The organism is Saccharopolyspora sp. NPDC050642 (assembly GCF_040654735.1).
GTDB classification, from domain to species: Bacteria; Actinomycetota; Actinomycetes; order Mycobacteriales; family Pseudonocardiaceae; genus Saccharopolyspora; species Saccharopolyspora elongata.
Window position 1 is genome coordinate 211,903 of sequence record NZ_JBFAIN010000008.1, and the last position, 21,399, is coordinate 233,301.

Consider the following 21,399-nt stretch of genomic DNA (forward strand, 5'->3'; position numbering starts at 1 on the left):
CGTGGATCTGTTGCGTCACCTCCGCTTCTTCGTCGCCGTGGCCGAGGAAGGTCATTTCGGACATGCCGCGGACCGGCTCGGGATGACGCAGCCGCCGCTGTCCCAGGGCGTCCAGCGGCTCGAGACCAGGCTCGGCATCACCCTGCTGACCAGGGGATCTCGCGGCGTGGGACTGACCACCGCCGGGGCCGAGCTGCTGCCCAGGGCGCGAGCCCTGCTCGACGGCGCGGAGCAGTTCGAGGAGGAAGCGCGCCGCCAGCGGGAGAACCGCGGCGCGGTGCGCGTCGGCGTCGTCGCGGCGCTCAGCGACCGGCAGGTCGCGGCCCTGACGGCCGCAGTGCGGGCCGCCGCGCCCGATCCGGCGGCGCGCACTGTGATCATCACGACGGCCTCGACGGTCGACCTCGTCGACGCGGTCACCGCCGGCAGGCTCGACTGCGCGGTGGTGCACCACCCGGCGCTGATCGGTGCCCTGCAGGCCGGTCCGGTCCGGAAGATCCCGCGTTCGCTGCTGGTGCCCGCCGATCACCCGGCGGCGCGCCGCAAGCAGTCGCTGCGCTCGCTGGCGGGCCTGGCCTGCGCGACCGCGCCGCGCAGTCACGGGACGGCCGCGTTCGACCTGCTCGTCGACACGTTGCGGATCAAGGGGCTCGACCCGGATTTCCTGCCCGCGGCGGGTGATCGCGACGCGCTGACCGCGGTCGCCGCCGGTCGCGCCTTCGCCCTCACCACCGATCCGTCGCTGGCGGCCTCCGGCGTGACCCGGTTGCAGGCGCCGGGGGAGGACCTCGCGCTGCGGGTGCGGCTGGTCTGGCAGGAGCCCGCGCCGCCGGACGACGTGCTCGCGGCGGTCGAGGCGGCGCTGCGTCCGGAGGCGGCGCGGTGAGCCCGGTCGAGCGCCGCATCCGCGAGGTGCTGGCCGACGCCGGCGCCGAAGGCTGGGTGCACGCGAAGCCGCTGAACCCCGCGTCGGAGCGGGAGATCGACGTGGGCGGCGACGAGCTCGTCGTCACGGCGTCGGTCTACAAGCTGCCGCTGCTCGTGGCGTTGTGCCGCGCATTCGACGCAGGTGCCCTCGATCCGCGGGCCAGGGTGCGGATCGATCCCGCGTCCTGCACGCCCGGGCCCACCGGGATGTCGGCCTTCCAGGACCCGGTCACGGTGTCCTGGCGCGACCTGGCCGCGTCGATGATCGGCGTCTCGGACAACGCGGCGGCGGACCTGATCCTCGGCGAGGTGGGGCTCGACGCGCTTGCCGACACCCTCGCCGACCTGGGGCTGTCCCGCACCCGCGTGGTGGGCGGCACCGCCGACTCGCACGCCGCGCTGATCCGCGATACCGGCACGACCACCGCGGCCGAGGCGTTCGCGCTGCTCAGCGACAACGACGCCGCCCGCACGGTGAGCGCCTACGACCCGTCGTACGCCAGCGCGACCACGCCGCGCGAGATGACCCGGTTGCTCGAACTCATCTGGGCCGACGCGGTCGCGTCGCCGGAGCAGTGCGAGTTCATCCGGCGGCTGCTGGCGAACCAGGCGTGGCAGCACCGGATCCGGGCCGGGTTCCCGTACCGCGGGGTCCGGGTCGCGGGCAAGACCGGCACGATCGGCGCGGTGCGCAACGAGGTGTCGGTGGTGGAGTTCGACGGCGAAACGCCGGTCGCGGTGGCGGTGTTCACGCTCGCGGCCCGCGCCGACGCCGCGCTGCCCGGAGTGGATGCGGCCATCGCGGAATGCGCCCGGATCGCGGTCACGGACCTGCGTTCCGGCCGGTTGTGAGCGAACTTTTTTTCGCGGGCCGGGAGCGGCCGGGCGCCGCCCGGCAGCTGCGGCCATATCGATTTGCTATCGGACGCGGGCCGGGCGCGGATTGGCGCTATCGGTCGCGGGCTGCTTGATTGGCGGCAGACCCGATCGATTGGAGAATTTCCTTGCAGCACCACGAAACCCGCGTCGGACGTCGAGCGATCCTGGGTGCGCTGCTGGCCGCCCCGGCGGTGGCCGCGTGCGGTTCGAGCGGCGTAGCGGCGGCGCCGAGCGACGCGGGGCCGGACCTCACCGGCAAGCACGCCCCGGTCTTCGCCGACCTGGAACGCCGCTACGACGCCCGGCTCGGGCTGTTCGCGGTCAACGTCCACACCGGACGTTCCATGGGGTACCGCGCCGACGAGCGCTTCGCGATGTGCTCGACGTTCAAGACCTACGCGGCCGGCGCTCTGCTGCACCGGCACGGCCTGGCCGGCGGCTACTTCGACAAGCTGATCCACTACACCGAGGCCGACCTGGTGGCGAACTCGCCGGTCACCGCGCCCAACGCGGGCATCGGCTTGATGGTCAACGAGCTGTGCGCCGCGGCGATCACCCGCAGCGACAACACCGCGGGCAACCTGCTGCTCGCCGAGCTCGGCGGCCCGCCTGCGATCACCGCGTTCGCGCGTTCGATCGGCGACGGCAGCACCCGCCTGGACCGCTGGGAAACGGAGCTCAACACGGCGATCCCCGGCGACGAGCGCGACACCACCACGCCGGCCGGGATCGCCGCGGGCTACCGGGCGCTGGTGGTGGGCGACGCCCTCGGCGCGCCCGAGCGCGACCGGCTGACCGGATGGCTGTTCGCCAACACCACCGGCGCCGCGCGGATCCGCGCGGGCCTGCCGCCGACCTGGCGCACCGGCGACAAGACCGGCACCGGGGACTACGCCTCGGGCAACGACGTGGCCGTCACCTGGACCGACCGCGGCCAGGCCATCGTCATCGCCGTCCTGACCACTCGACCGCGGAAGGACGACGAGGTCGACAACGGGCTGCACGCCGACACCGCGCGCGTCGTCGCCGCGGCGCTGGGCTGATCCCGGCCACTGTGGACGATCGTCAGCTGGCGGGAAGCGTTGCGGTCACGCGGAAACCACCGTCGGGCAGCGGCCCCGAGTCGATGTCGCCGCCCGCCAGCTGCACTCGTTCGGAGAGCCCGATCAGGCCCTGCCCGCCGCTGGGCAGGCTGCGCTGGAAGCCCTCGGCGGGACGGCTGTTGCGCACCGAGATCTCCAGGTTCTCCGGCCGGTAGGAGAGCGCGACCGAGGCGTGCGAACCGCCGGCGTGCTTGTGCACGTTGGTCAGCGCCTCCTGGATGACCCGGTACGCGGCGCGCTCGACATGGTCGGGCAGCCGCCGGCGGTCGCCGTCGATGCGCAGCTCGGCGGCCAGACCGGCGTCGCTGGAAGCGGAAACGAGCGCTTCGACGTCCTGCAGAGTCGGCTGGGGCGGTTCGGGCCGCTGGTCGGAGGGGTCCGAGCGCAGCACACCGATCATCTGCCGGAGCTCGTTCAGCGCGCCGCGGCCAACGTCCTGGATGGTCGCGGCCGCCTGGGCGGCCTTCGCGGGATCGCGCTCGGCCAGCAGCTCCAGCGCGCCCGCGTGCACCACGACCAGGCTCACCTGGTGCGCGATGGAATCGTGCATCTCGCGGGCGATGCGGGCGCGCTCCTCGGCGCGGGTCCGCTCGGCGATGAGGGCCTGCTCCCGCTCGGCCCGCTCGGCGCGCTCCACCCAGTGGGCCAGCCGCGCCCGGCGACCGGCCATGTAGAGCCCGACGACCAGCGGGAACAGGTTGACCAGCGAGATCATGATCATCATCGTGAGGAAGTCGCCGAGGGTTCTGAACGTGGTGATCCCGCTCAGCACGGCCGGTGCCGCAACGATGCTCAGCGCCGCGGTGCCCCAGACCTGCCAGCGCTTCCGGCCGTAGGCGCCCAGCGCGTACTGCGCGACGAAACCGCCCATGTAGAACGGCGTCGCCAGGTGCGTCACCGCCGCGGCCAGGGCGACGGTGACCGGGAACCGCCGCATCCCCAGCAGGGCGAGCGAGCCCACGAGCCCGGCCCCCAGCTGCCACCACATCTCGAGGTCGTGGTCCGGGTTGTTCAGGATCGTGGCCCACACCGAGAGGAAGAAGACGAATCCGCTGATGACGGCGAGGATCACCCACCGGGGCACCCGCGCCATCCAGGCCGGCCGCGTGCCGACGAAGTTCGGCTGCTCGTCGGGGGCGAGCTTGCCCGGGAAGTTCGCGATCAGACTCCGCATTGCCACGACACAAGCGTATGGGAACGGCGCGCCGACCGAATTGGCCTGCGGTCGTACTACTCAGGTATGACCCCCGCGTTGCGGCGCATGGGTTTCTGCGATCCGGGAATGATCACAGCATGGGACTCGCGGTCGATGTCCGCGCAGGACCGCCCGCCATAGCTTTGGTCCATGGTCCACACGAACGAAAGCCGAACAGCACCCAGCACCGTGGAGATACCCGAACCGCGGCCGCGTTCGGCGCGCCTGAGCGGTGTCGACCTGGCCCGCGCATTGGCGGTGCTGGGCATGTTCGTCGCGCACATCGGGCCGGCGATGCTGGATCCGCAGGCGGGCACGGCGGCGGAGGTGCTGGCGAAGCTCGGCAACGGGCACGCGTCGATCCTGTTCGCCACGCTGGCCGGCGTGTCGCTCGCGCTGCTCACCGGTGGCAGCGATCCGCACGACGGCGCGCTGCTGCGGCGGGATCGCGTCCGGATCGCCGTCCGGGCGGCGATCCTGTTCGTGCTCGGCATGGCGCTGACGCAGATCGGCGCCCCGGTCATGGTGATCCTGTCGTTCTACGCGATCTACTTCGTGCTCGCCCTGCCGATGCTGCGCATGCCTCCCGTGGCGCTCGCGGCGCTCGCCGGGATGTGGGCGCTCGTCGCCCCGCAGGTCTCGTTCCTCATCCGCGGCTCGGTCGACAGTGCGGAAACGGCAGGCGGCGCGTTGTCCTTCGGCGACCTGGCTTCGCCGCAGGAAGCCGGGGCCGGGCTGCTGCGGCTGCTGCTCGACGGCGCGTACCCGGTGCTGACCTGGATGCCGTTCGTGTTCGTCGGCATCGCGGTCGGGCGGCTCGATCTGCGCTCGACGGCCGTTCGGCTGCGTCTGCTGGTGGCGGGCGCCGTTGTGGCGGTCGTCGGGTACGGCGGTTCGTGGCTCGCGCTGAACGTCTTCGGTGGCGTGAAAGCGCTTTCGCCGCTGCTGGACGCACTGAGCCCGATGGCGGCCGAGCTCGGGAAGAGCCCGATGGAGCTCCTGCAGATGTCGAACTTCGGGACGGTGCCCGCAGGCACTCCGGCGATGCTGCTGCTGGCGGCGCCGCATTCCGGCACGACGTTCGAGATCGTGGGCTCCACCGGCGTCGCGCTGGCGGTCCTCGCGCTCTGCCTGTTCGCCGGTGACCGGCTGGGCCGGGTGCTCGCGCCGCTGACGGCGGTCGGCGCCCTGGCACTGACCGTCTACACGGCGCAGGCGGTGGTGCTGAAGATCCTGGTGGACACCGCGGCACCGGCGATGGCGGCGTACCCGTGGCTTCCGCTGATCGGCTTCGCACTGGTCTCGATGCTGTTCTGCGGATTGTGGCGACCATTCCTCGGCCGCGGCCCGCTGGAGCGAGTCCTGCACTGGACGTCGGTCCGAGTCGCCGCCGCGGTCGTCCGCTGACCGACCGGGACGACGCCTGCCCGCCGGGAACGCACCCGGCGGGCAGACGGGGTTCAATGCGCCGCTTCGACGACGGTCTCCGGCTTCGGCGCGGGGCGCAGGGCGACGAAGGCGATGGAGAGGCCGGCGAACACGAAACCGGCGGAGAGGAGGAAGCTCATGCTGTAGCCGTCGCGCAGCGCCGACAGCGCGTCCGCGTCGGCCTGGAGCCGGGTGTCGGTGTGACCGGCGGCGAGCGTCGCCAGGGTCGCGAGCCCGACGGCCGCCCCGGCCTGCTGGGCGGTGTTGTTGAGCCCGGAGGCCAGCCCGGCGTCGCGCGGGTCGGCGCCCGACATGGCCATCGTGATGACGGCGGGTATCGCCAGCCCCATCCCGGCGCCCATCAGGAAGAGCGTCGGCAGCACGTCCGCGAAGTAGTCGCCGCCCACCGGGGCGCGGCTGAGCAGCGCCAGCCCGGAGCCCAGCGCGAACAGGCCGGTGAGCAGCACCTTCCGGGCGCCGAACCGGTCGGTCAGCCGGGCGGCGAAGAACAGCGAGACGGTGCCGAGCGTCACTGGTGCCGGGACGAAGGCCAGGCCGGTCTGCAGCGAGTCGAAGCCCAGCACCCGCTGCAGGTACAGCGCGTTGAAGAACTGGAAGCCGAAGCCGGCGGCGAACACGAGCACCACGACGACGTTGGCGGCGGAGAGCTGCCGGCTCCGGAAGATCCGCAGCGGCAGCAGCGGAGTGGCCGTTTTCGCCTGGCGCACCAGGAAAGCCGCTACCAGGGCGACGGCGACCACGGCGCAGCCGAGCGTCGTCCCGGTGCTGCTGGTCGGCTCGGCCAGCTGCACGATCGCGTACACGCCCAGCGACAGCCCGGCGGTCACCAGGACCGCGCCCAGGAGGTCGGCGCCGCGGCGGAAACCGAGCCCGGGGGTGTCGGCCAGCACCCGGACCGCCAGCACGAGCGTCACCGCGCCGATCGGCACGTTCACCAGGAAAGCGCCTTCCCAGCCCAGGGTTCGGGTGAGGACGCCACCGGCGATGAGCCCGATCGCGCCGCCGCCGGCGGAGACGAAGCTGTAGATGCCCATCGCCCTGGCCTGCTCGCCGGGCCGCGGGTACAGCCCGGCGATCATGCCCAGGATCACCGCGGACGACAGCGCGCCGCCGACGCCCTGCGCGAACCGCCCGACGACCAGCATCGCCGGGTCGACCGCCACCCCGCACAGCACCGATGCGGCGGTGAAGGTGATCAACCCGGCCAGGAACACCTTCTTGCCCCCGATCAGGTCGCCCAGCCGTCCGGACAGCAACAGCAGCCCGGCGAAGGCGATCAGGTAGGAGTTCACCACCCAGGCCAGCCCGGACGGCGAGAATCCCAGCTCGTCCTGGATGGACGGCAGCGCGACGGTGACGACGGTGCCGTCCAGGACGACCATCAACTGCATGGTCAGCAGCACGCCCAGCGACAGGCCGCGCCGGCGGTGTTGCTGCGAAACGCTCTGAGTCATCGACGAGTCCTCCCGGTGAGATCTGCGGACCGCGGGTCCGATCGGCCCGCGCTGGAGCAAAGCTAGTCCGCGATCATGAGACGAACGATGGCTGAGAATCTCGATTTGATGTCCGGTCGTATCAAGTGAGGGCACGATAGGATTCCGGCGTGGATGTGCTGAGCGACACCGTCGCCGCGCTGCGCACCGGGCGGCCCGCCTCGGGGACGTTCGTCCGGCACGCGCCGTGGGGGCGCCGGTACTCGAAGGCGTCGGGCGCGGGATTCCACGTGGTGCTGCAGGGTTCCTGCTGGCTGATCCCGCGCGTCGGCGAACCGGTCCCGCTGGGCGTCGGTGACGTCGCCTTCCTGTACCTGGACGAGGGCCACGGGCTCGCCGACAGCCCGGATACGCCGCTCGACGAGATCCCCGGGCCGGGCGAGCCGCGCGTGGTCGACGGGGCGGGCGCGCGTTCGACGCTGCTCTGCGGCGTGTACGAGTTCGCTTCCGGCTGGTCGCATCCGCTGCTCGACGAGCTGCCCGAGGTCGTGCACGTTCCGGCGCGCCTCGGCCGCCATCCCGAACTGCGCGCGGCGGTCGACCTGCTCACCGCCGAGCTCGCCGGCGACCGGCCCGGCCGGGACGCGATGGTGCCCGCCCTGCTGGACGTGCTGCTCATCTGCACGCTGCGGGCCTGGTTCGACGAGCGGGCCGAGGGCGACCGCATCACGGGCTGGGCTTCGGTGTTCCAGGACCGGGCGATCACCGCCGCCCTCGCCGCGATGCACGACGATCCCGCGCACCAGTGGACGGTCGAGGGGCTCGGCGCGCGGGTCGGGATGTCGCGCGCCACCTTCTCGCGCCGCTTCACCGCGCTGGTCGGCGAACCGCCGCTGACCTACCTGACCAGGTGGCGGATGATCACTGCGGCCCGCCGCCTGCGCGAAACCGACGCGGCGCTGTCGGTGATCGCCGAAGAGGTCGGCTACGCCTCGGAATACGCGTTCGCCAAGGCGTTCAAGCGGGCGCACGGCGCCGCCCCGGGCCAGTACCGCCGCGAGCAGCTCGCGCATCGATCGAACGGTTGATTTCGCGGTCCACCCTTCGGCTCCGCGCGGCCATCCCGCGGTGCGATGTGCCGGACGGCCGGCCCGACCACAGTGGATATCGGTGGAACGCCCCGGTTGGAAGGAAGCGCATCGGCGATGAAGAAGCTGTACTGGTCGGCACTGGTCTACATGATCCTCGGGCTGGCCGCGGGGCTGTACTACCGCGAGTTCACCAAGGCGCTGGACTTCACCGGCGACACCCAGCTCTCCGTGCTGCACACCCATCTGCTCGCGCTGGGCATGCTGTTCTTCCTGCTGGTGCTGGCGCTGGACAAGGCCTTCGCGCTGTCCGGGAACAAGCTGTTCACGCTGTTCTTCTGGTTCTACAACTCCGGTCTCGCCCTCACCGCGGCGATGATGCTCGTGCACGGCACGCTGACCGTGCTGGGCAAAGAAAGCTCGGCCGCGATCTCCGGGATCGCCGGGCTCGGCCACATCCTGATCACGCTCGGCCTGATCCACCTGTTCCTGTCGCTGCGAAAGGCGTTGCCCGGCAAGGAGAACGCCGAGCAGCGCGCCGAAGCGATCCGGTGACCGAGCCGGGCAGCGCGGGCCCGCCGCGCAAGTGGGCGGCGCTGGCGGTGCTCGCCACCGGGCTGTCCATGATCGTCGTCGACGGCACGATCGTCGGGGTCGCGCTCCCGGTCATCATCGGCGACCTGTCGCTGGACATCAGCGACGCGCAGTGGATCAACAGCCTGTACTCGGTGGTGTTCGCGGCCCTGCTGCTGACCGCGGGCAGCCTCGGCGACCGCCTCGGCCGGCGGCGCCTGTTCGTCGTCGGCGTCGTGGTGTTCGCGGCGGGCAGCCTGCTCGCCGGGCTCGCGAGCGGCGCCGGTGGGCTGATCGCCGCCCGGGTGGTGCAGGGCGTCGGCGGGGCCGCGGTGCTGCCGGCGACCCTCTCCACGGTCAACGCGGTGTTCCGCGGGCGGGACCGGGTGATCGCCTTCGCCATCTGGGGTTCGGTCATCTCCGGGATGGCGGCCGTCGGCCCGCTGCTGGGCGGCTGGCTGACGAGCTCGGCGAGCTGGCAGTGGATCTTCCTGGTCAACCTGCCGATCGCGGCGGTCGTGCTCGTCGGTGCCTGGCTCGTCGTGCCCGAGACCCGCGCTGAGGCGGCCGAGCCGGGCCGCGACGTCGTGGGGCTGCTGCTGAGCGTGCTGGGCTTCGGCGCGGTCGTGTTCGCGGTGATCGAAGGCGCCGCGCTGGGCTGGTGGCGGCCGGCGGCGGACTTCGCCGTTCTCGGCTTCACCTGGCCGAGGACGGCACCGGTGTCGATCGTCGTGCCCAGCGCCGCGATCGGCCTGCTCGCCCTGGCGCTGTTCGTCGCGTGGGAGCGCCACCGCGCCCGCACCGGCCGGTCGGTGATCCTGGACCTGGGCCTGTTCGGCGTCCCGACCTTCCGGTGGGGGAACCTGACGGCGCTGGCGGTCGCGGTCGGCGAGTTCGGGCTGCTGTTCGTGCTTCCGCTGTTCCTGGTGAACGTCCTGGCCATGAGCACGATGTCGGCCGGGTTGGTGCTGGCCGCGATGGCGGCGGGCGCGTTCGCGTCCGGGGCCGCCGCACGGCACCTCGCCGCCCGGCTCGGACCGCCGAAGGTCGTCGTGGCCGGCCTCCTGCTGGAGGTCATCGCCGTCCTCGCGATCGCACTCGTCGTCGGCCCCGAGATCTCGCCGTGGCTGCTCGCGCTGCTGCTGGTCGGCTACGGCGCGGGCCTGGGCCTGGCCGCCGCGCAGCTGACCGGCACGACGCTGGCCGACATCCCGGCCGCGAAGTCCGGGCAGGGATCGGCGACGCAGAGCACGGTGCGCCAGCTCGGGGCGGCACTGGGCACGGCCATCGCCGGCGCGGTGCTCGCCTTCGGTCTGTCGGGCGCCACCGAAGCCGAGCTGCTCGCCGCGCACGTCCCGCCCCCTGCCGCGCACGAGCTGGCCGAAGGCACCCGCGAATCGGCCGGGGCGCTGATCGGCGAGCTCCGCGCTACCGATCCCGCAGTTGTCCCGGCGCTGTCCCGGGGATTCGGCGACGCCACCCGCGATGCGGTGCTGTTCAACGCGGCTTTCCTGGTGCTGGGACTGGTCGGCGCCGCCCGGGTGTCCACAGTGGCCACTCGGTGGGAGATCGCCGCGGCGAGCCGGGAATGAGGCGGGTCAGGACTTCTTGGCGCGGCTCGGCGCGACGCGGGGCGGCTCGTTGGGCTGCTTCGGGTAGACCGGCGGCCACGGCGCGTCCAGCAACCCGGCGGCCATGTCCCGCCGGGACCGTTCGAGCAGCGGCTCGATCGACTGCGGCCGCCGGCCGGCCCACGGATCGCCGAGCTCCGCGACCCGGCCCGGCACGGTCGCGATGGTGAGCTCGTCGGGGTCGACCGATTCGAGCTCGTCCCAGCCGATCGGGGTCGAGACCTGCGCCCCCACCCGGGGCCGCACGCACCACGCGCCGAAAACCGTCTTGTGCGGGGCGTTCTGGTTGAAGTCGACGAAAACCCGCGCGCCCCGCTCCTCCTTCCACCACTTCGCGGTGATGAGCTCGGGGTGGCGGCGCTCCAGCTCGCGGGCCAGCGCGACCGCCGCGGCCCGCACCTCGTAGCTGTCCCACCGCGGTTCCAGCGAAGCGTAGATGTGCAGGCCCCGGGATCCCGACGTCTTCACCTGCGCGACGATGCCGTCCTCGGCGAGCAGCTCCCTGGTCGCCACGGCGGCCTCCATCACCTGTGCATACCGCACGCCGGGGGAGGGGTCGAGGTCGATGCGCAGCTCGTCGGCGATCTCCGGCGTGTCGGCGTGGTACGGCCAGACGTGGAACCCGAGGCACCCCAGGTTCACGGCCCAGACGATGTGGGCCAGGTCGGCGGCGACGAGCGCGTCGCTGGTGGTGCCGTTGGGCGTGGCGACGACGGTGGTCTGCAGCCAGGGCGGCGCGGACTTCGGCACCCGCTTCTGGAAGAAGGACTTGCCCCCGGCGCCGTCCGGGTACCGCTCCAGCAGCAGCGGCCGCCCCTGCAACGTGCCCAGCAGCGGGCCGGCGACGGCCTGGTAGTACCGGACGAGGTCGAGCTTCGTCTCGCCGCGCCGGCTGAAGAAGACCTTGTCGGGATGCGAAACCGAAACCTCGGTACCCCCGACGTCCACCGTGACGCCCTCACCCATCGCACAACCCTCCGCTCGGTCACCCGCAGCAAGCCTAGGTCGTCGCAGGCCCGGCCACCGGGATGTTCGACGCGCGGATCCGGTGCAGGGGCGGCCCGACTTGTCGGTGCCGGGTCCCGGTCCTACCGTTCCGCAATGGCCGAATCCACGTCCCGGCTCTGCCTGGTGACCGGAGCGACCGGCTACATCGGCGGCCGCCTGGTGCCGCTGCTGCTCGACGCGGGCCACCGGGTCCGCTGCCTCGTCCGCTCCCCGGAGAAGCTCCGCGACGTGCCGTGGCGAGACCGGGTCGAGGTGGTGCGCGGCGACCTGCTCGACGCCGAACAGGTGCGCTCCGCCTGCGACGGCGTCGACGTCCTGTACTACCTGGTCCACTCGCTGGCGAAGAAGGGATTCGCCGACCTCGACCGGCGGTCCGCGGCCATCGTCGCTGCCGAGGCGGAGCGGGCGGGCGTGGCGCGGATCGTCTACCTCGGTGGCGTGCACCCCGCGTCCGGCCGGCTGTCCGAGCACCTCCGATCGCGCGCCGAGGTCGGCGAGATCCTGCTGCGCGGCGGGGTTCCGGCGGTCGCCCTGCAGGCGGCGGTGATCATCGGATCCGGCTCGGCGAGCTTCGAGATGCTGCGCTACCTCACCGAACGGCTGCCGCTGATGGTCACTCCGAACTGGGTGCGCAACCGGGTGCAGCCGATCGCGATCCGCGACGTGCTGCACTACCTGGTCGGCGCGGCGCGGTTGCCGGCGGCGGTCAACCGGACCTTCGACATCGGCGGCCCGGACGTGCTGACCTACGCGGACATGATGAGCGGCTTCGCGGCGGTGGCCGGGCTCCCGCGGCGGCGGATGGTACCGGTCGGGGTGCTCACGCCCCGGCTGAGCTCGCTCTGGATCAACATCGTCACCCCGGTGCCGCGCAGCATCGGCGCGCCGCTGATCGAATCGCTGATCAACGAGGCGACCTGCGCCGAGCACGACATCGACGAGTTCGTCCCGCCGCCGGAGGGCGGGACGACGAGCTACCGGGACGCGGTCGGTCTCGCCCTCCGGAAGATCCGGCGCGGCGAGGTGGAAACGAGGTGGTCGGACGCGTCACCGGCGGGCGCCCCGTGGGAGCCGCTGCCGTCGGATCCGCCGTGGTCCGGGGGCAGCGCGTACCGGGACGTGCGCGAGCACCGGACCACCGCGTCGGCGCCGGACGTCTGGCGGGTCGTGGAGGGGATCGGCGGCGGCAACGGCTGGTACTCGTTCCCGCTCGCGTGGGCCGTGCGGGGCTGGGCCGACCGGCTGATCGGCGGCGTCGGCCTGCGGCGAGGTCGCAGGGACCCGCGCCGCCTGCGCATCGGTGACGCGCTCGACTGGTGGCGCGTGGAGGAACTCGTGGACGGCCGCTACCTCCGGCTGCGGGCGGAGATGAAGGTGCCGGGGCGGGCCTGGCTGGAGATGTCGGTGGAGTCCGGCGGGGCGGCCGGGTCCTGCTACCGCCAGCGCGCGGTGTTCATCCCGAGAGGCCTGCTCGGTCACGCCTACTGGTGGGCGGTGGCGCCGTTCCACGGCCTGGTCTTCGGCGGAATGGCCCGCAACATCACGAGCGCCGCCGAGCGAGCGTCCTAAGTGGATAGTTTCTTTCGCCGTGCGCGGCGCGGTTGTCGCTGAAACGTTCGGACGTTCCCGTTCGCGATGCGGCCACCCCGGTGAGCGGTTGTACTGGATCCGCTGTTGCAGCGCGCGATTCGGCACCGGCGCGAAGGCTCAGGGATCGAGGCGCGCGAGGTGTTCGCGGACGTTCAGGAGTGTCTCGTGAGTGAGCTGCCCTTCTCCGATCGCGCAGATTTCGACGATGCCGACCGCGGTTTCATAGCCGCGCTGAAGCCCGGCGCGGTGCAGGACGACGAGGGGCGCGTCGTGTGGGACGCCGACGCCTACGGCTTCCTGGACGGCGACTGCCCGGCGACGGTCGATCCCAGCCTGTGGCGGCAGTCCCAGCTGTGCGCCAGGCAGGGGCTCTACGAGGTCGTCCCGGGGATCTACCAGGTCCGCGGCCTCGACCTGTCGAACATGACGCTGGTCGAGGGCGAGCGCGGCGTGATCGTGATCGACCCGCTGGTGTCCGTCGAGACCGCCGCGGCGGCGCTGGCCCTCTACTGGCGGCACCGCGGCGACCGCCCGGTCACGGCGGTGATCTACACGCACTCCCACGTCGACCACTTCGGCGGCGTCGAAGGCGTCACGTCCGGCGACGTGCCGGTCCTGGCCCCGGAGGGGTTCATGGCGCACGCCGTGTCGGAGAACGTCTACGCCGGGACCGCGATGGCCCGGCGCGGCGCCTACCAGTACGGCATGGTGCTGCCGAACGGCCCGGACGGACAGGTCGGCACCGGGCTGGGGCAGGCCGTGTCGAAGGGCCGCGTGTCGCTGATCCCGCCCACGACGGACATCACCGGCACCGGGCAGGAGGAGACGCTCGACGGGGTGCGCATCGAGTTCCAGCTCACGCCGGGCACCGAGGCGCCCGCGGAGATGAACTTCCACTTCCCGCAGCACCGCGCGCTGTGCCTGGCGGAGAACGCGACCCACAACATGCACAACGTCCTCACCTTGCGCGGTGCCGAGGTGCGCGACACCCGCATGTGGTCGCGCTACCTCACGGAGACCATCACGCGCTACGCCGGGCAGACCGACGTCGCGTTCGCCTCCCACCACTGGCCGACCTGGGGCGGCGATCGCGTCCGGAAGTTCCTGACCGAGCAACGCGACCTGTACGCCTACCTGCACGACCAGACGCTGCGGCTGATCAACCTCGGCTACTCGGGCGTGGAGATCGCCGAGCTGGTCCAGCTCCCGCCGGCGCTGGAGGGCGCCTGGCACGCGCGCGGCTACTACGGCTCGGTGAGCCACAACGTCAAGGCGGTGTACCAGCGCTACATGGGCTGGTTCGACGGCAATCCGGCTTCGCTCTGGGAACATCCGCCGGTGGAGACGGCGAAGCGCTACGTCGACTGCATCGGCGGCGTGGACCGCGTGGTGGAGAAGGCCCGCGAGTACGCGTCCGAGGGGGACCTGCGGTTCGCGGCGCAGCTGCTGAAGCACGCCGTGTTCGCCGAGCCGGGCCACGCCGCGGCCGAGGAGCTGCTCGCGGACACCTACCAGCGGCTCGGGTTCGGCTCGGAGAACGCGACGTGGCGGAACTACTACCTCACCGGAGCCCACGAACTCCGCCACGGGATCGTCCCGACACCGACGGCCATCTCCGGCGGGATGGCCGCGGCGCTGACGGTCGGGCAGATCCTGGACTCGATGGCGATCCGCATCGACGGACCGCGCGCCGCGGACACCGGCCTGGCCATCGACTGGCACGTCACGGACGCCGACGAGCACGTGCGGACCACGCTGTCCAACGGCGTGCTGGTCCAGGAACCCGTCCGGGAAGCCGAACCCGCCGACCTCGCCCTCACGCTGACGAAGGCCCAACTGCTCGGGCTGGTCGCCGGCCGGCAGCCGGAAGGCATCGACTACCGGGGCGACCGCAGCACCCTCGAGCGCCTGATCGGCCTGGTGGGCGAGCCCGACCCGAACTTCCCGATCGTGACGCCCTGACGGCCCCGCTCAGCCGGCGGGCTTCGTCTCGGTGTCCTCGAACGTGTGGCGCAGCGCGGCTTCCTGCTCGTTGGACAGGTTCGTGTGGATGAGTTCGGCGTGGCCGCCGGGGAAGTGCTCCTTGATCCGGTCCAGCACCGCGTTGTCGCTGAGCAGGAACAGCGCCGACGTCCCGGGCACGACCTTGTTCCGAGTCTCGTCGATGAAGTCGTCGTCGATGCCCGCATCGGTCAACGAGCCGGCCAGCGCCCCGGTCGCGGCGCCGATGGCGGCGCCGAGGATCGGCACGAAGAAGATCAACCCGAACAGCATGCCCCAGAACATGCCGCCGAGCGCGCCGGCCCCGGTCAGGTCGTGCAGCTGCCGCGTCTTCGGCTTCTTCGCCGACTCCGGCCACGTGACGGTGGCCGCGTCGTAGATGGTGATCAGCCCTTCCTTCTGCAGGGACTGCAGCTTCTGCGCCGCCCCCTCGGCGCCTTCCGGGCTGTCGAACTTCCAGGCGGTCAAAGTGGCCATCGGTACTCCTCGGACCTGATCGATTCAACGGCTGAGCGGGGCCAGCTCGCCCAGTAGAACCGTCCGCCCACCCCCACGCAGCCCGGAAAAAACCCGAAAGAGTGAAGAAGGCGCCGAGGGTTCCGGCCTGGTCGCAGCAAGCCCGAAGACCCGCTCCGTCGTGTTTTGCGCGCCGTGCCCGGCGGACGGACAGTGGCGGTACTGCGGGACGGCGCCCCGCCGCTCGGCTGGAGAGGCGGTGCGGAATGAGCGATCCGGAAGACGGCGGCGCCCCGGTGGGCGGGCGGCCGGGGCTCTCGCTGTTCGACCACGCGAAGATCGCCTGCGTGTACTTGCTGGTCGGGGTCGTCGCGGTGCTGGCGTACACGGCCCGCGACATGCTGATCCTGATCTTCCTGGGGTTCTTCCTGGCGCTGGGCGTGGAGCCGATCATCGCCTGGCTGCACCGGCACGGCTGGCGTCGCGGGCTGGCCCTGCTGGTGCTGCTCCTGGTTGGCGTCCTGCTCATCGGCGCGCTCGTGCTGCTGGCGCTGGTGCCCGCCGTGGGGCATGTCGGGCAGCTCGTTTCGGAGATCCCGGAGCTCATCAGCGGCATCGCGGCGAAGCTCAGCGCCGATCCCGAGCTGCAGGCGAAGCTGAACGATCCGAGCGTGCACGAGCAGCTGCAGCAGGCGATGGGTGCGGTCACGGGCGTCGTGACGAGCACCCTGGCGGCGGGGTTCGCGGCGCTCGGTGCGTTCTTCGGCGGCATCTTCGCCGCCTGCACCGCGGGAGCCCTGATGGTCTACTTCTCGCTGGCGATGCCCCGGATCAACGCCGCGGTGGAACGCGGCGCATCGGCCCGCGAGGGCCGGGCCGAGGCCCTGCGCGAGGCGATGGGCCGCGTCGGCGGCTACGTCACCGGGCAGGCCTGCGTCTGCCTGTGCGCCGGGATCGCCTCGTACCTGTTCTTCCTCATCGCCGGAGTGCCCTACCCGGCGCTGCTGGCGCTGGTCGTCGCGCTGTTCGACGCGGTCCCGCAGGTCGGCGCGACGCTGGCGTCGGTGACGGGGATTCTCGTCGCCCTGAGCCAAAGCCTGACGCTGGCGGTGGTGACGCTGCTCTTCTTCTGCGCCTACCAGATGGTGGAGAACTACCTGATCGCACCGCGCATCTTCGCCAAGACGGTGGAGCTGAGCCCGCTCGGCGCGTTCGTCGCGATCCTGCTCGGCGCGGCCCTCGCGGGAGTCCTCGGCGCGCTGACCGCGCTCCCCATCGCAGCGGCCCTGAAGGTCCTCATCCGCCAGTTCCGCGCCGAACACGCCACCGGCGTCGGCTGATCACGTCTCGGCCGAGCCGTCACCAGCCGCAGCGGTCAACGATCCGGCCGGCGACGGCCACGCGGGTCACCGCTCGGTGAAGGCGAGCTTGGCGCCGAGGGCGACGAACGCCGCGGCGAAGGTGCGGCGCATCCAGGCCAGCACCCGGGGGCGGCTGATCACGTGGTTGCGGATCGCGGCGGCGAACGTACCGCAGGCGGCGAAGACCACGAACGTCAGCAGCATGAACACACCGCTGAGCTCGACCATGCGGAGGAACGCGTTCGGCTCCGCGCTGCTCACGAACTGCGGCAGGAACGCGAAGAAGAAGATGGTGAGCTTCGGGTTGAGGATGTTCACCAGGACACCGGAGACGATCACCTTCGCCGCCGAGCGCGGCGGCGTGTCCTGCTCCACGGTGAGCGCGCCCTTGTCCCGGAACGTGCTCCACGCCATGTAGAGCAGGTAAGCCACGCCCAGGTACTTGATGACCTGGAACGCGACGGCGCTGGTGTGCAGCAGCGCGGCGAGCCCCGTGATGGCCGCGAGCATGTGCGGGACGATCCCGAGGGTGCAGCCCACGGCGGCGATGATGCTGGCCCGGGCCCCGCGGGAAAGCCCAGCGGCCAGCGTGTAGAGCATGCCGGTACCCGGCGTCGCGACGATCACCAATGAAGTCAGCAGGAATTCAACGCTCACTCGAGCATTGCTACCACCGCGCGGCCGCCGGCGGCGACGCATTTTGCGGAGCCGGCGGCCCGTGGGCCTCCCGGCTTCCGGAAGACCCACGGCACCTGCCTCAGCCCGCTACCGCCGTCTCGTGGAGGTGCTGCCAGCGGAGGCCTTCGCCGGTTCGCCGCAGGACCGCCGTCGTCCTGCGGCGGGTCGTCGTGCCCTCGTGGTGGTGGGTTTCGCGGAAGTGCACCACCGCGAAATCCGCCGCGTCCGCCGCCGCGGTGATCTCGTCGACCTCGATGGTCAGGCCCGGCGCCGCGTTCCGGGCACCGGCGAGGGCGCCGAAGAGGTCCTCGACCGCCATCGGCCTGCCATCGGTGGTGATCATGGTGAAGTCGTCGGCGTGCGCGGCCCGCAGCGCCTCCAGCACCGCGGGCCCGCAGTCCGTGCCCAGCCACTCCGCGAGCAGCCGGTGCACCCGCTCGACCTCGGCCGCGAGGTCGGCGCTCACCAGCCGCGCTCGCGCCACTCGGCGAGCTTGGGGCGCTCCGCCCCGAGCGTCGAGTCGTCGCCGTGGCCCGGGTAGAACCAGGTGTCGTCCGGCAGCTCGGCGAAGATCCGGTTCTCGACGTCGTCGATCAGCGACCGGAAGTTCTCCGGGGAGCTGGTCTTGCCCACGCCGCCGGGGAACAGGGAGTCGCCGGTGAACAGGTGCGGGTGCCCGTTCGGGTCGCGGTAGAGCAGGGCGATCGACCCCGGCGTGTGGCCGCGCAGGTGGATCACCGACAGCTGGGACTCGCCGACCTCGACGGTGTCGCCGTGCTCGACCAGGCGGTCCGGCGGCACCGGCAGCGCATCGGCGTCCGCCGGGTGCGCCAGCGTGAAGCACCCGGTCTGGCCGGCGACGGCGCCCAGCGCCTGCCAGTGGTCGGCGTGCTGGTGGGTGGTCACGATGGTGCGCAGCCGCGGGCGCTGGGCGTCGTGGCCGAGCAGGTCGGCCAGCCGCTCCGAGTCGTTGGCGGCGTCGACCAGCAGCGCGTCGCCGGTGCTGCGGCACACCAGCAGGTACGCGTTGTTGTCCATCGGACCGACCGAGATCTTGGTGATGGTCAGCGCGTCCAGTTCACGGCGCGCCGGGGCACCACCTGGTTCGACGTGTCCGTCGTACTGTCCTTGAAGCTCCACGGCTCGAGCCTAACGCCCCGCGCTCGCGGCTCCAGCGGATGATCGCCGGTCAGGCGGCAGCTCCCCGCGGAGGCACCATCAGGCCGTAGATCACCAGCACGGACATCGCGATGACCACCAGCGACCACAGCGGGAACGCCGCTAGGAACGCCAGGTGCGCGATCGCGCTCAGCGCGGCCAGGCCGATGCCCGTCATCCGCGCCCACATCTGCCCGTACATGCAGCCGACGCCGGCCACGACCTGCACGACGCCCAGTGCCAGCCAGAACCAGCCCCAGGCGGCGAAGTCGAAGACCAGCAGCTGAGCGGTTCCGACGAGGTAGTAGGTGGGCCGGAACAGCGCGGTGATCCCGCCGATGATGTTGAAGATGCCGATCATCGCGATCAGCGACCCGGCGAACGCCAGCCACCCGGACATCGCGCCGGTGGGCTGCGCGGGCGCCATCGCCCACTGCTTCTGCTGTTCAGGCGCAGCGGCCTGCTCGGGCATCGTCCCCTCGGCCTTCGCCTGGGACTCGGGCCCGGTCTGCGGACTGGACATCGTGCACGCCCCCTCAAGTTGCTCGATGACGTGTCCACCGACAGAGTCGCGCTTTCGGGGCATTCGTGCAGCTCGACCGGACGCTCAGGCGTCCGACTTCGCCACGGCGGCCGCCCGGCTGAGGCGGAGCCCCAGCATCGGGAAGACGAGGACGCTGATCATCGCCGCGCCGACCAGGGCGGAGGCGGTGCTCGGCGGCATCGCGCCGACCTCCGTGCCGATCGTGGTGATCACCACGACCATCGGCAGCGCCGCGGACCCGAGCAGCGCGAGCGTCCACTTCGGACGCTTTGGCAGGTCGCGGCGGTGCAGGGCGAGGATCGGCAGCCCGCGGATCACGAAGAACAGCACCAGGAACACCGGCAGCAGCGCGAACGCGCTCGGCGTCGCCAGCAGCGCGGCCAGGTCGTAGCGCATGCCGCTGACCACGAAGAACAGCGGGATGAACAGGCCGAAACCGATGGCCTCGATCTTGCCCTCCACGACCTCGGCCTCCTCGGGGGCGCCGGCGTCGAGGAACAGCCGGACCACGAGCCCGGCGACGAACGCGCCGAGCAGCACGTCGAGGCCGAGGGCGCCGGCGATCCACAGCATCAGGACGACCACGACCATGCACAGCCGCACCGCGAACTGCGCGCTGGTGCCCAGCGTGGTGCGGATCAGCCGGCTGATGCGCTCCGACCGCCGGTGCGCCGCCACCCACAGCATCCGGGCGGCCGCCAGCCCGAACACGGCCAGCAGCAGGATCGTGCGCAGCGGGCTCTGGTCGTTGAGCAGCAGCGCCACCGCGAGGATCGGGCCGAACTCGCCGAGCGCCCCGATCGCCAGCACCCGGATGCCCAGCGGCGTGCCCAGCAGGCCCGCGTCGCGCACCATCGGCAGCGTGGTGCCCAGCGCGGTGGTGGTCAGCGCCAGGCCCACGATCAGCGACGAGTACGAGAAGCCGTGCACGAGGGCCCCGAAGCCCAGGCCCAGGACCAGCGAGATCAGCCAGCCCACCGTCGCCAGCCGCATCGGCTTGCCGCGCACGTCGCCGAGCTTGAGCTCGTAGCCGGCCAGGAAGATCAGCATCGCCAGGCCGAAGTCCGCGAGGAAGCCGATCACCTCGTCCTCGCGGGCCCAGCCGAACACCTGCGGCCCGATGAGGATGCCGAGCAGGATCTCCAGCACCACGGAGGGGATCGCGACCCAGCGGGCGAGCCGGTCGCTCAGCAGCGGGGCGAGCGTGGCGGCGGCCACCACGATGGTGAGGGTCGACAGCGTCGCCAGCGGCACTAGTACCTCCAACGGATGAACCGGCCGGTCATCCGCTGAAACTAGGTCGCGGCGCGCGGCGCTGCCGCGCGTGCAAGCACCCTTCCCCCGAACGTGGCGCGGGTGCGCCCGCTACGGGTCAGGATGGACGTTTTGCCTGTTCAGGGGCCGTGTGCATTTTGTGCTGCTATGGCGACACGACGTGCGCACGGGTGGTGAGCTCGGAAACGGGCGGGCTCAGAGCCAGTCCGGGAGGTTCGGGGAGTCGCCGTCCAGCAGCTCCGGGCCGGTCCGGCCCAGCAGCCAGCCGAGCATCGGTCCCGGCTCGCCGCGCACCCGGCTCGGCGGGGCGGTGGTGCCGCGCAGGTCCCAGGTCCGCCGGTGGTCGCCGAAGTCGACCTCCACCGACAGCGCGGGCACGTCCGGCCGCCCGCCGTACTGCTGCACCACGTCTTCCAGCAGCTGCTCCGCGGCCGGCCGCGGGATGTCGTCGAAGTCCACGTCGTGATCGAGGTCGACCAGGTGCACCCAGATCTCCAGCAGGCGCAGCCGCAGCATGTGGTGCGCGGGCATCGGGTCGCCCACCGCGTCGGCGATCTCCGCGGTCCACGCCCCCTCCGGCAGCGCGCGGGCGGCGTGCGCGAAGCGGTCGCAGGACGCCGCCAGGTCCTCCAGCAGCAGCCGGTGGCTGCGCACCGCGCCTTCGGCGATGGCCTCGTCCCGGTCGTCGCCGCTGGCGTACATCGCGTGCTCGATCCCGGTCCGCGCCCAGATCAGCAGGTTGACGAACCCGTCGGCGTTGCGGGCCAGGTGCGTGATCACGTGCGCCCTGCTCCACCCGGGCAGCAGGCTGGGCTGGCGCACGGCCAGCTCGTCGAGTCCGGCGACCGTGTCCAGCAGCCGGCTGCTCGCTTCGTCGATGGCGGTCAGCTGGGTCGTGACCTGGTGGGCGAGTTGTGCGGCGGCCGCCTGCTGCGCAGCGCTGCGGCCACCGGTCCCGAGGGCGATATCAGCCATGAGGTCTACCTCTGCGTGCAGGAGGGAATTTCGCGACCGGTGAACATCGAGCTTAATTGCGCAGGCCACAGGCGC

The 21,399-nt window shown here is 71.9% G+C and carries 20 protein-coding genes; 10 read left to right on the forward strand and 10 right to left on the reverse strand.

The genetic code is table 11. From position 1 onward, the window contains the following. Window position 1 precedes the first annotated feature (1 nt). The 3 genes from AB0H93_RS15975 to bla all read left to right on the forward strand — a co-directional run bounded on the left by AB0H93_RS15975 (window position 2) and on the right by bla (window position 2,849). Entirely contained in the window at window positions 2-886 is an 885-nt protein-coding gene (locus tag AB0H93_RS15975; protein WP_358572857.1) for a LysR family transcriptional regulator, read from the forward strand. Next, window positions 883-1,779 carry a serine hydrolase gene (locus tag AB0H93_RS15980; protein ID WP_358572859.1) on the forward strand — a complete coding sequence of 299 codons (897 nt, stop codon included), beginning with the start codon at window positions 883-885 and terminating at the stop codon, window positions 1,777-1,779. The genes AB0H93_RS15975 and AB0H93_RS15980 overlap by 4 nt, the downstream gene beginning before the upstream one ends. Before the next feature lie 152 nt (window positions 1,780-1,931). Further along, window positions 1,932-2,849, forward strand: coding sequence for a class A beta-lactamase (gene bla, locus AB0H93_RS15985; RefSeq protein WP_358572861.1), 918 nt, complete (start codon window positions 1,932-1,934; stop codon window positions 2,847-2,849). A gap of 22 nt (window positions 2,850-2,871) precedes the next feature. Here the strand turns inward: bla and AB0H93_RS15990 are convergent, their stop codons facing one another. After that, on the reverse strand, window positions 2,872-4,083 hold the full coding sequence (locus tag AB0H93_RS15990) for a sensor histidine kinase (protein WP_358573010.1): 1,212 nt from the start codon (window positions 4,081-4,083) through the stop codon (window positions 2,872-2,874). 171 nt (window positions 4,084-4,254) lie between these two features. Here AB0H93_RS15990 and AB0H93_RS15995 point away from each other — a divergent pair, with 171 nt between their 5' ends. After that, window positions 4,255-5,511 carry a DUF418 domain-containing protein gene (locus AB0H93_RS15995; protein WP_358572863.1) on the forward strand — a complete coding sequence of 419 codons (1,257 nt, stop codon included), beginning with the start codon at window positions 4,255-4,257 and terminating at the stop codon, window positions 5,509-5,511. Between the two features lie 53 nt (window positions 5,512-5,564). On the opposite strand, the gene AB0H93_RS16000 is transcribed toward AB0H93_RS15995, so the two are convergent. Beyond that, on the reverse strand, window positions 5,565-7,007 hold the full coding sequence (locus AB0H93_RS16000; protein ID WP_358572865.1) for an MFS transporter: 1,443 nt from the start codon (window positions 7,005-7,007) through the stop codon (window positions 5,565-5,567). A 149-nt stretch (window positions 7,008-7,156) separates the two neighbouring features. Between AB0H93_RS16000 and AB0H93_RS16005 the strand changes: the two genes are divergently transcribed. From AB0H93_RS16005 to AB0H93_RS16015, 3 genes are all read left to right on the forward strand, one after another. Then, window positions 7,157-8,074, forward strand: a complete 918-nt coding sequence (locus AB0H93_RS16005; protein ID WP_358572867.1) for an AraC family transcriptional regulator — start codon at window positions 7,157-7,159, stop codon at window positions 8,072-8,074. A gap of 117 nt (window positions 8,075-8,191) precedes the next feature. Next, a complete protein-coding gene (locus AB0H93_RS16010) occupies window positions 8,192-8,629 on the forward strand; it encodes a DUF2871 domain-containing protein (RefSeq protein ID WP_358572869.1) in 438 nt (145 codons plus the stop codon). Then, a complete protein-coding gene (locus AB0H93_RS16015) occupies window positions 8,626-10,239 on the forward strand; it encodes an MFS transporter (RefSeq protein WP_358572871.1) in 1,614 nt (537 codons plus the stop codon). The genes AB0H93_RS16010 and AB0H93_RS16015 overlap by 4 nt, the downstream gene beginning before the upstream one ends. 6 nt (window positions 10,240-10,245) lie before the next feature. Here the strand turns inward: AB0H93_RS16015 and ligD are convergent, their stop codons facing one another. Continuing rightward, window positions 10,246-11,244 (reverse strand): non-homologous end-joining DNA ligase, encoded by a 999-nt coding sequence (gene ligD, locus AB0H93_RS16020; protein WP_358572873.1) that lies wholly within the window; start codon window positions 11,242-11,244, stop codon window positions 10,246-10,248. Window positions 11,245-11,379: 135 nt separating this feature from the next. On the opposite strand from ligD, the gene AB0H93_RS16025 reads away from it, so the two are divergent. Further along, on the forward strand, window positions 11,380-12,855 hold the full coding sequence (locus AB0H93_RS16025; protein ID WP_358572875.1) for an SDR family oxidoreductase: 1,476 nt from the start codon (window positions 11,380-11,382) through the stop codon (window positions 12,853-12,855). A 186-nt stretch (window positions 12,856-13,041) separates the two neighbouring features. Further along, a complete protein-coding gene (locus AB0H93_RS16030; RefSeq protein WP_358572877.1) occupies window positions 13,042-14,838 on the forward strand; it encodes an alkyl sulfatase dimerization domain-containing protein in 1,797 nt (598 codons plus the stop codon). A gap of 9 nt (window positions 14,839-14,847) precedes the next feature. On the opposite strand, the gene AB0H93_RS16035 is transcribed toward AB0H93_RS16030, so the two are convergent. Next, window positions 14,848-15,354 (reverse strand): DUF1269 domain-containing protein, encoded by a 507-nt coding sequence (locus tag AB0H93_RS16035; RefSeq protein ID WP_358572879.1) that lies wholly within the window; start codon window positions 15,352-15,354, stop codon window positions 14,848-14,850. Between the two features lie 245 nt (window positions 15,355-15,599). Here AB0H93_RS16035 and AB0H93_RS16040 point away from each other — a divergent pair, with 245 nt between their 5' ends. Continuing rightward, on the forward strand, window positions 15,600-16,673 hold the full coding sequence (locus tag AB0H93_RS16040) for an AI-2E family transporter (RefSeq protein WP_358572881.1): 1,074 nt from the start codon (window positions 15,600-15,602) through the stop codon (window positions 16,671-16,673). Window positions 16,674-16,739: 66 nt separating this feature from the next. Here AB0H93_RS16040 and AB0H93_RS16045 read toward each other — a convergent pair whose 3' ends face one another. From AB0H93_RS16045 to AB0H93_RS16070, 6 genes are all read right to left on the reverse strand, one after another. Continuing rightward, on the reverse strand, window positions 16,740-17,351 hold the full coding sequence (locus AB0H93_RS16045) for a LysE family translocator (RefSeq protein ID WP_358572882.1): 612 nt from the start codon (window positions 17,349-17,351) through the stop codon (window positions 16,740-16,742). A 100-nt stretch (window positions 17,352-17,451) separates the two neighbouring features. Beyond that, window positions 17,452-17,856: a nuclear transport factor 2 family protein gene (locus AB0H93_RS16050; protein ID WP_358572884.1), complete on the reverse strand. Its 405-nt coding sequence runs from the start codon at window positions 17,854-17,856 to the stop codon at window positions 17,452-17,454. Beyond that, a complete protein-coding gene (locus tag AB0H93_RS16055) occupies window positions 17,835-18,512 on the reverse strand; it encodes an MBL fold metallo-hydrolase (protein ID WP_358572886.1) in 678 nt (225 codons plus the stop codon). The genes AB0H93_RS16050 and AB0H93_RS16055 overlap by 22 nt, the downstream gene beginning before the upstream one ends. A 49-nt stretch (window positions 18,513-18,561) precedes the next feature. Further along, complete coding sequence (locus AB0H93_RS16060; protein ID WP_358572888.1) at window positions 18,562-19,053, reverse strand: tryptophan-rich sensory protein; 492 nt, start codon at window positions 19,051-19,053, stop codon at window positions 18,562-18,564. Between the two features lie 84 nt (window positions 19,054-19,137). Beyond that, complete coding sequence (locus AB0H93_RS16065) at window positions 19,138-20,328, reverse strand: cation:proton antiporter (RefSeq protein WP_358572890.1); 1,191 nt, start codon at window positions 20,326-20,328, stop codon at window positions 19,138-19,140. A 216-nt stretch (window positions 20,329-20,544) separates the two neighbouring features. Continuing rightward, on the reverse strand, window positions 20,545-21,324 hold the full coding sequence (locus AB0H93_RS16070; RefSeq protein ID WP_358572892.1) for a maleylpyruvate isomerase N-terminal domain-containing protein: 780 nt from the start codon (window positions 21,322-21,324) through the stop codon (window positions 20,545-20,547). Between the last annotated feature and the right edge of the window lie 75 nt (window positions 21,325-21,399).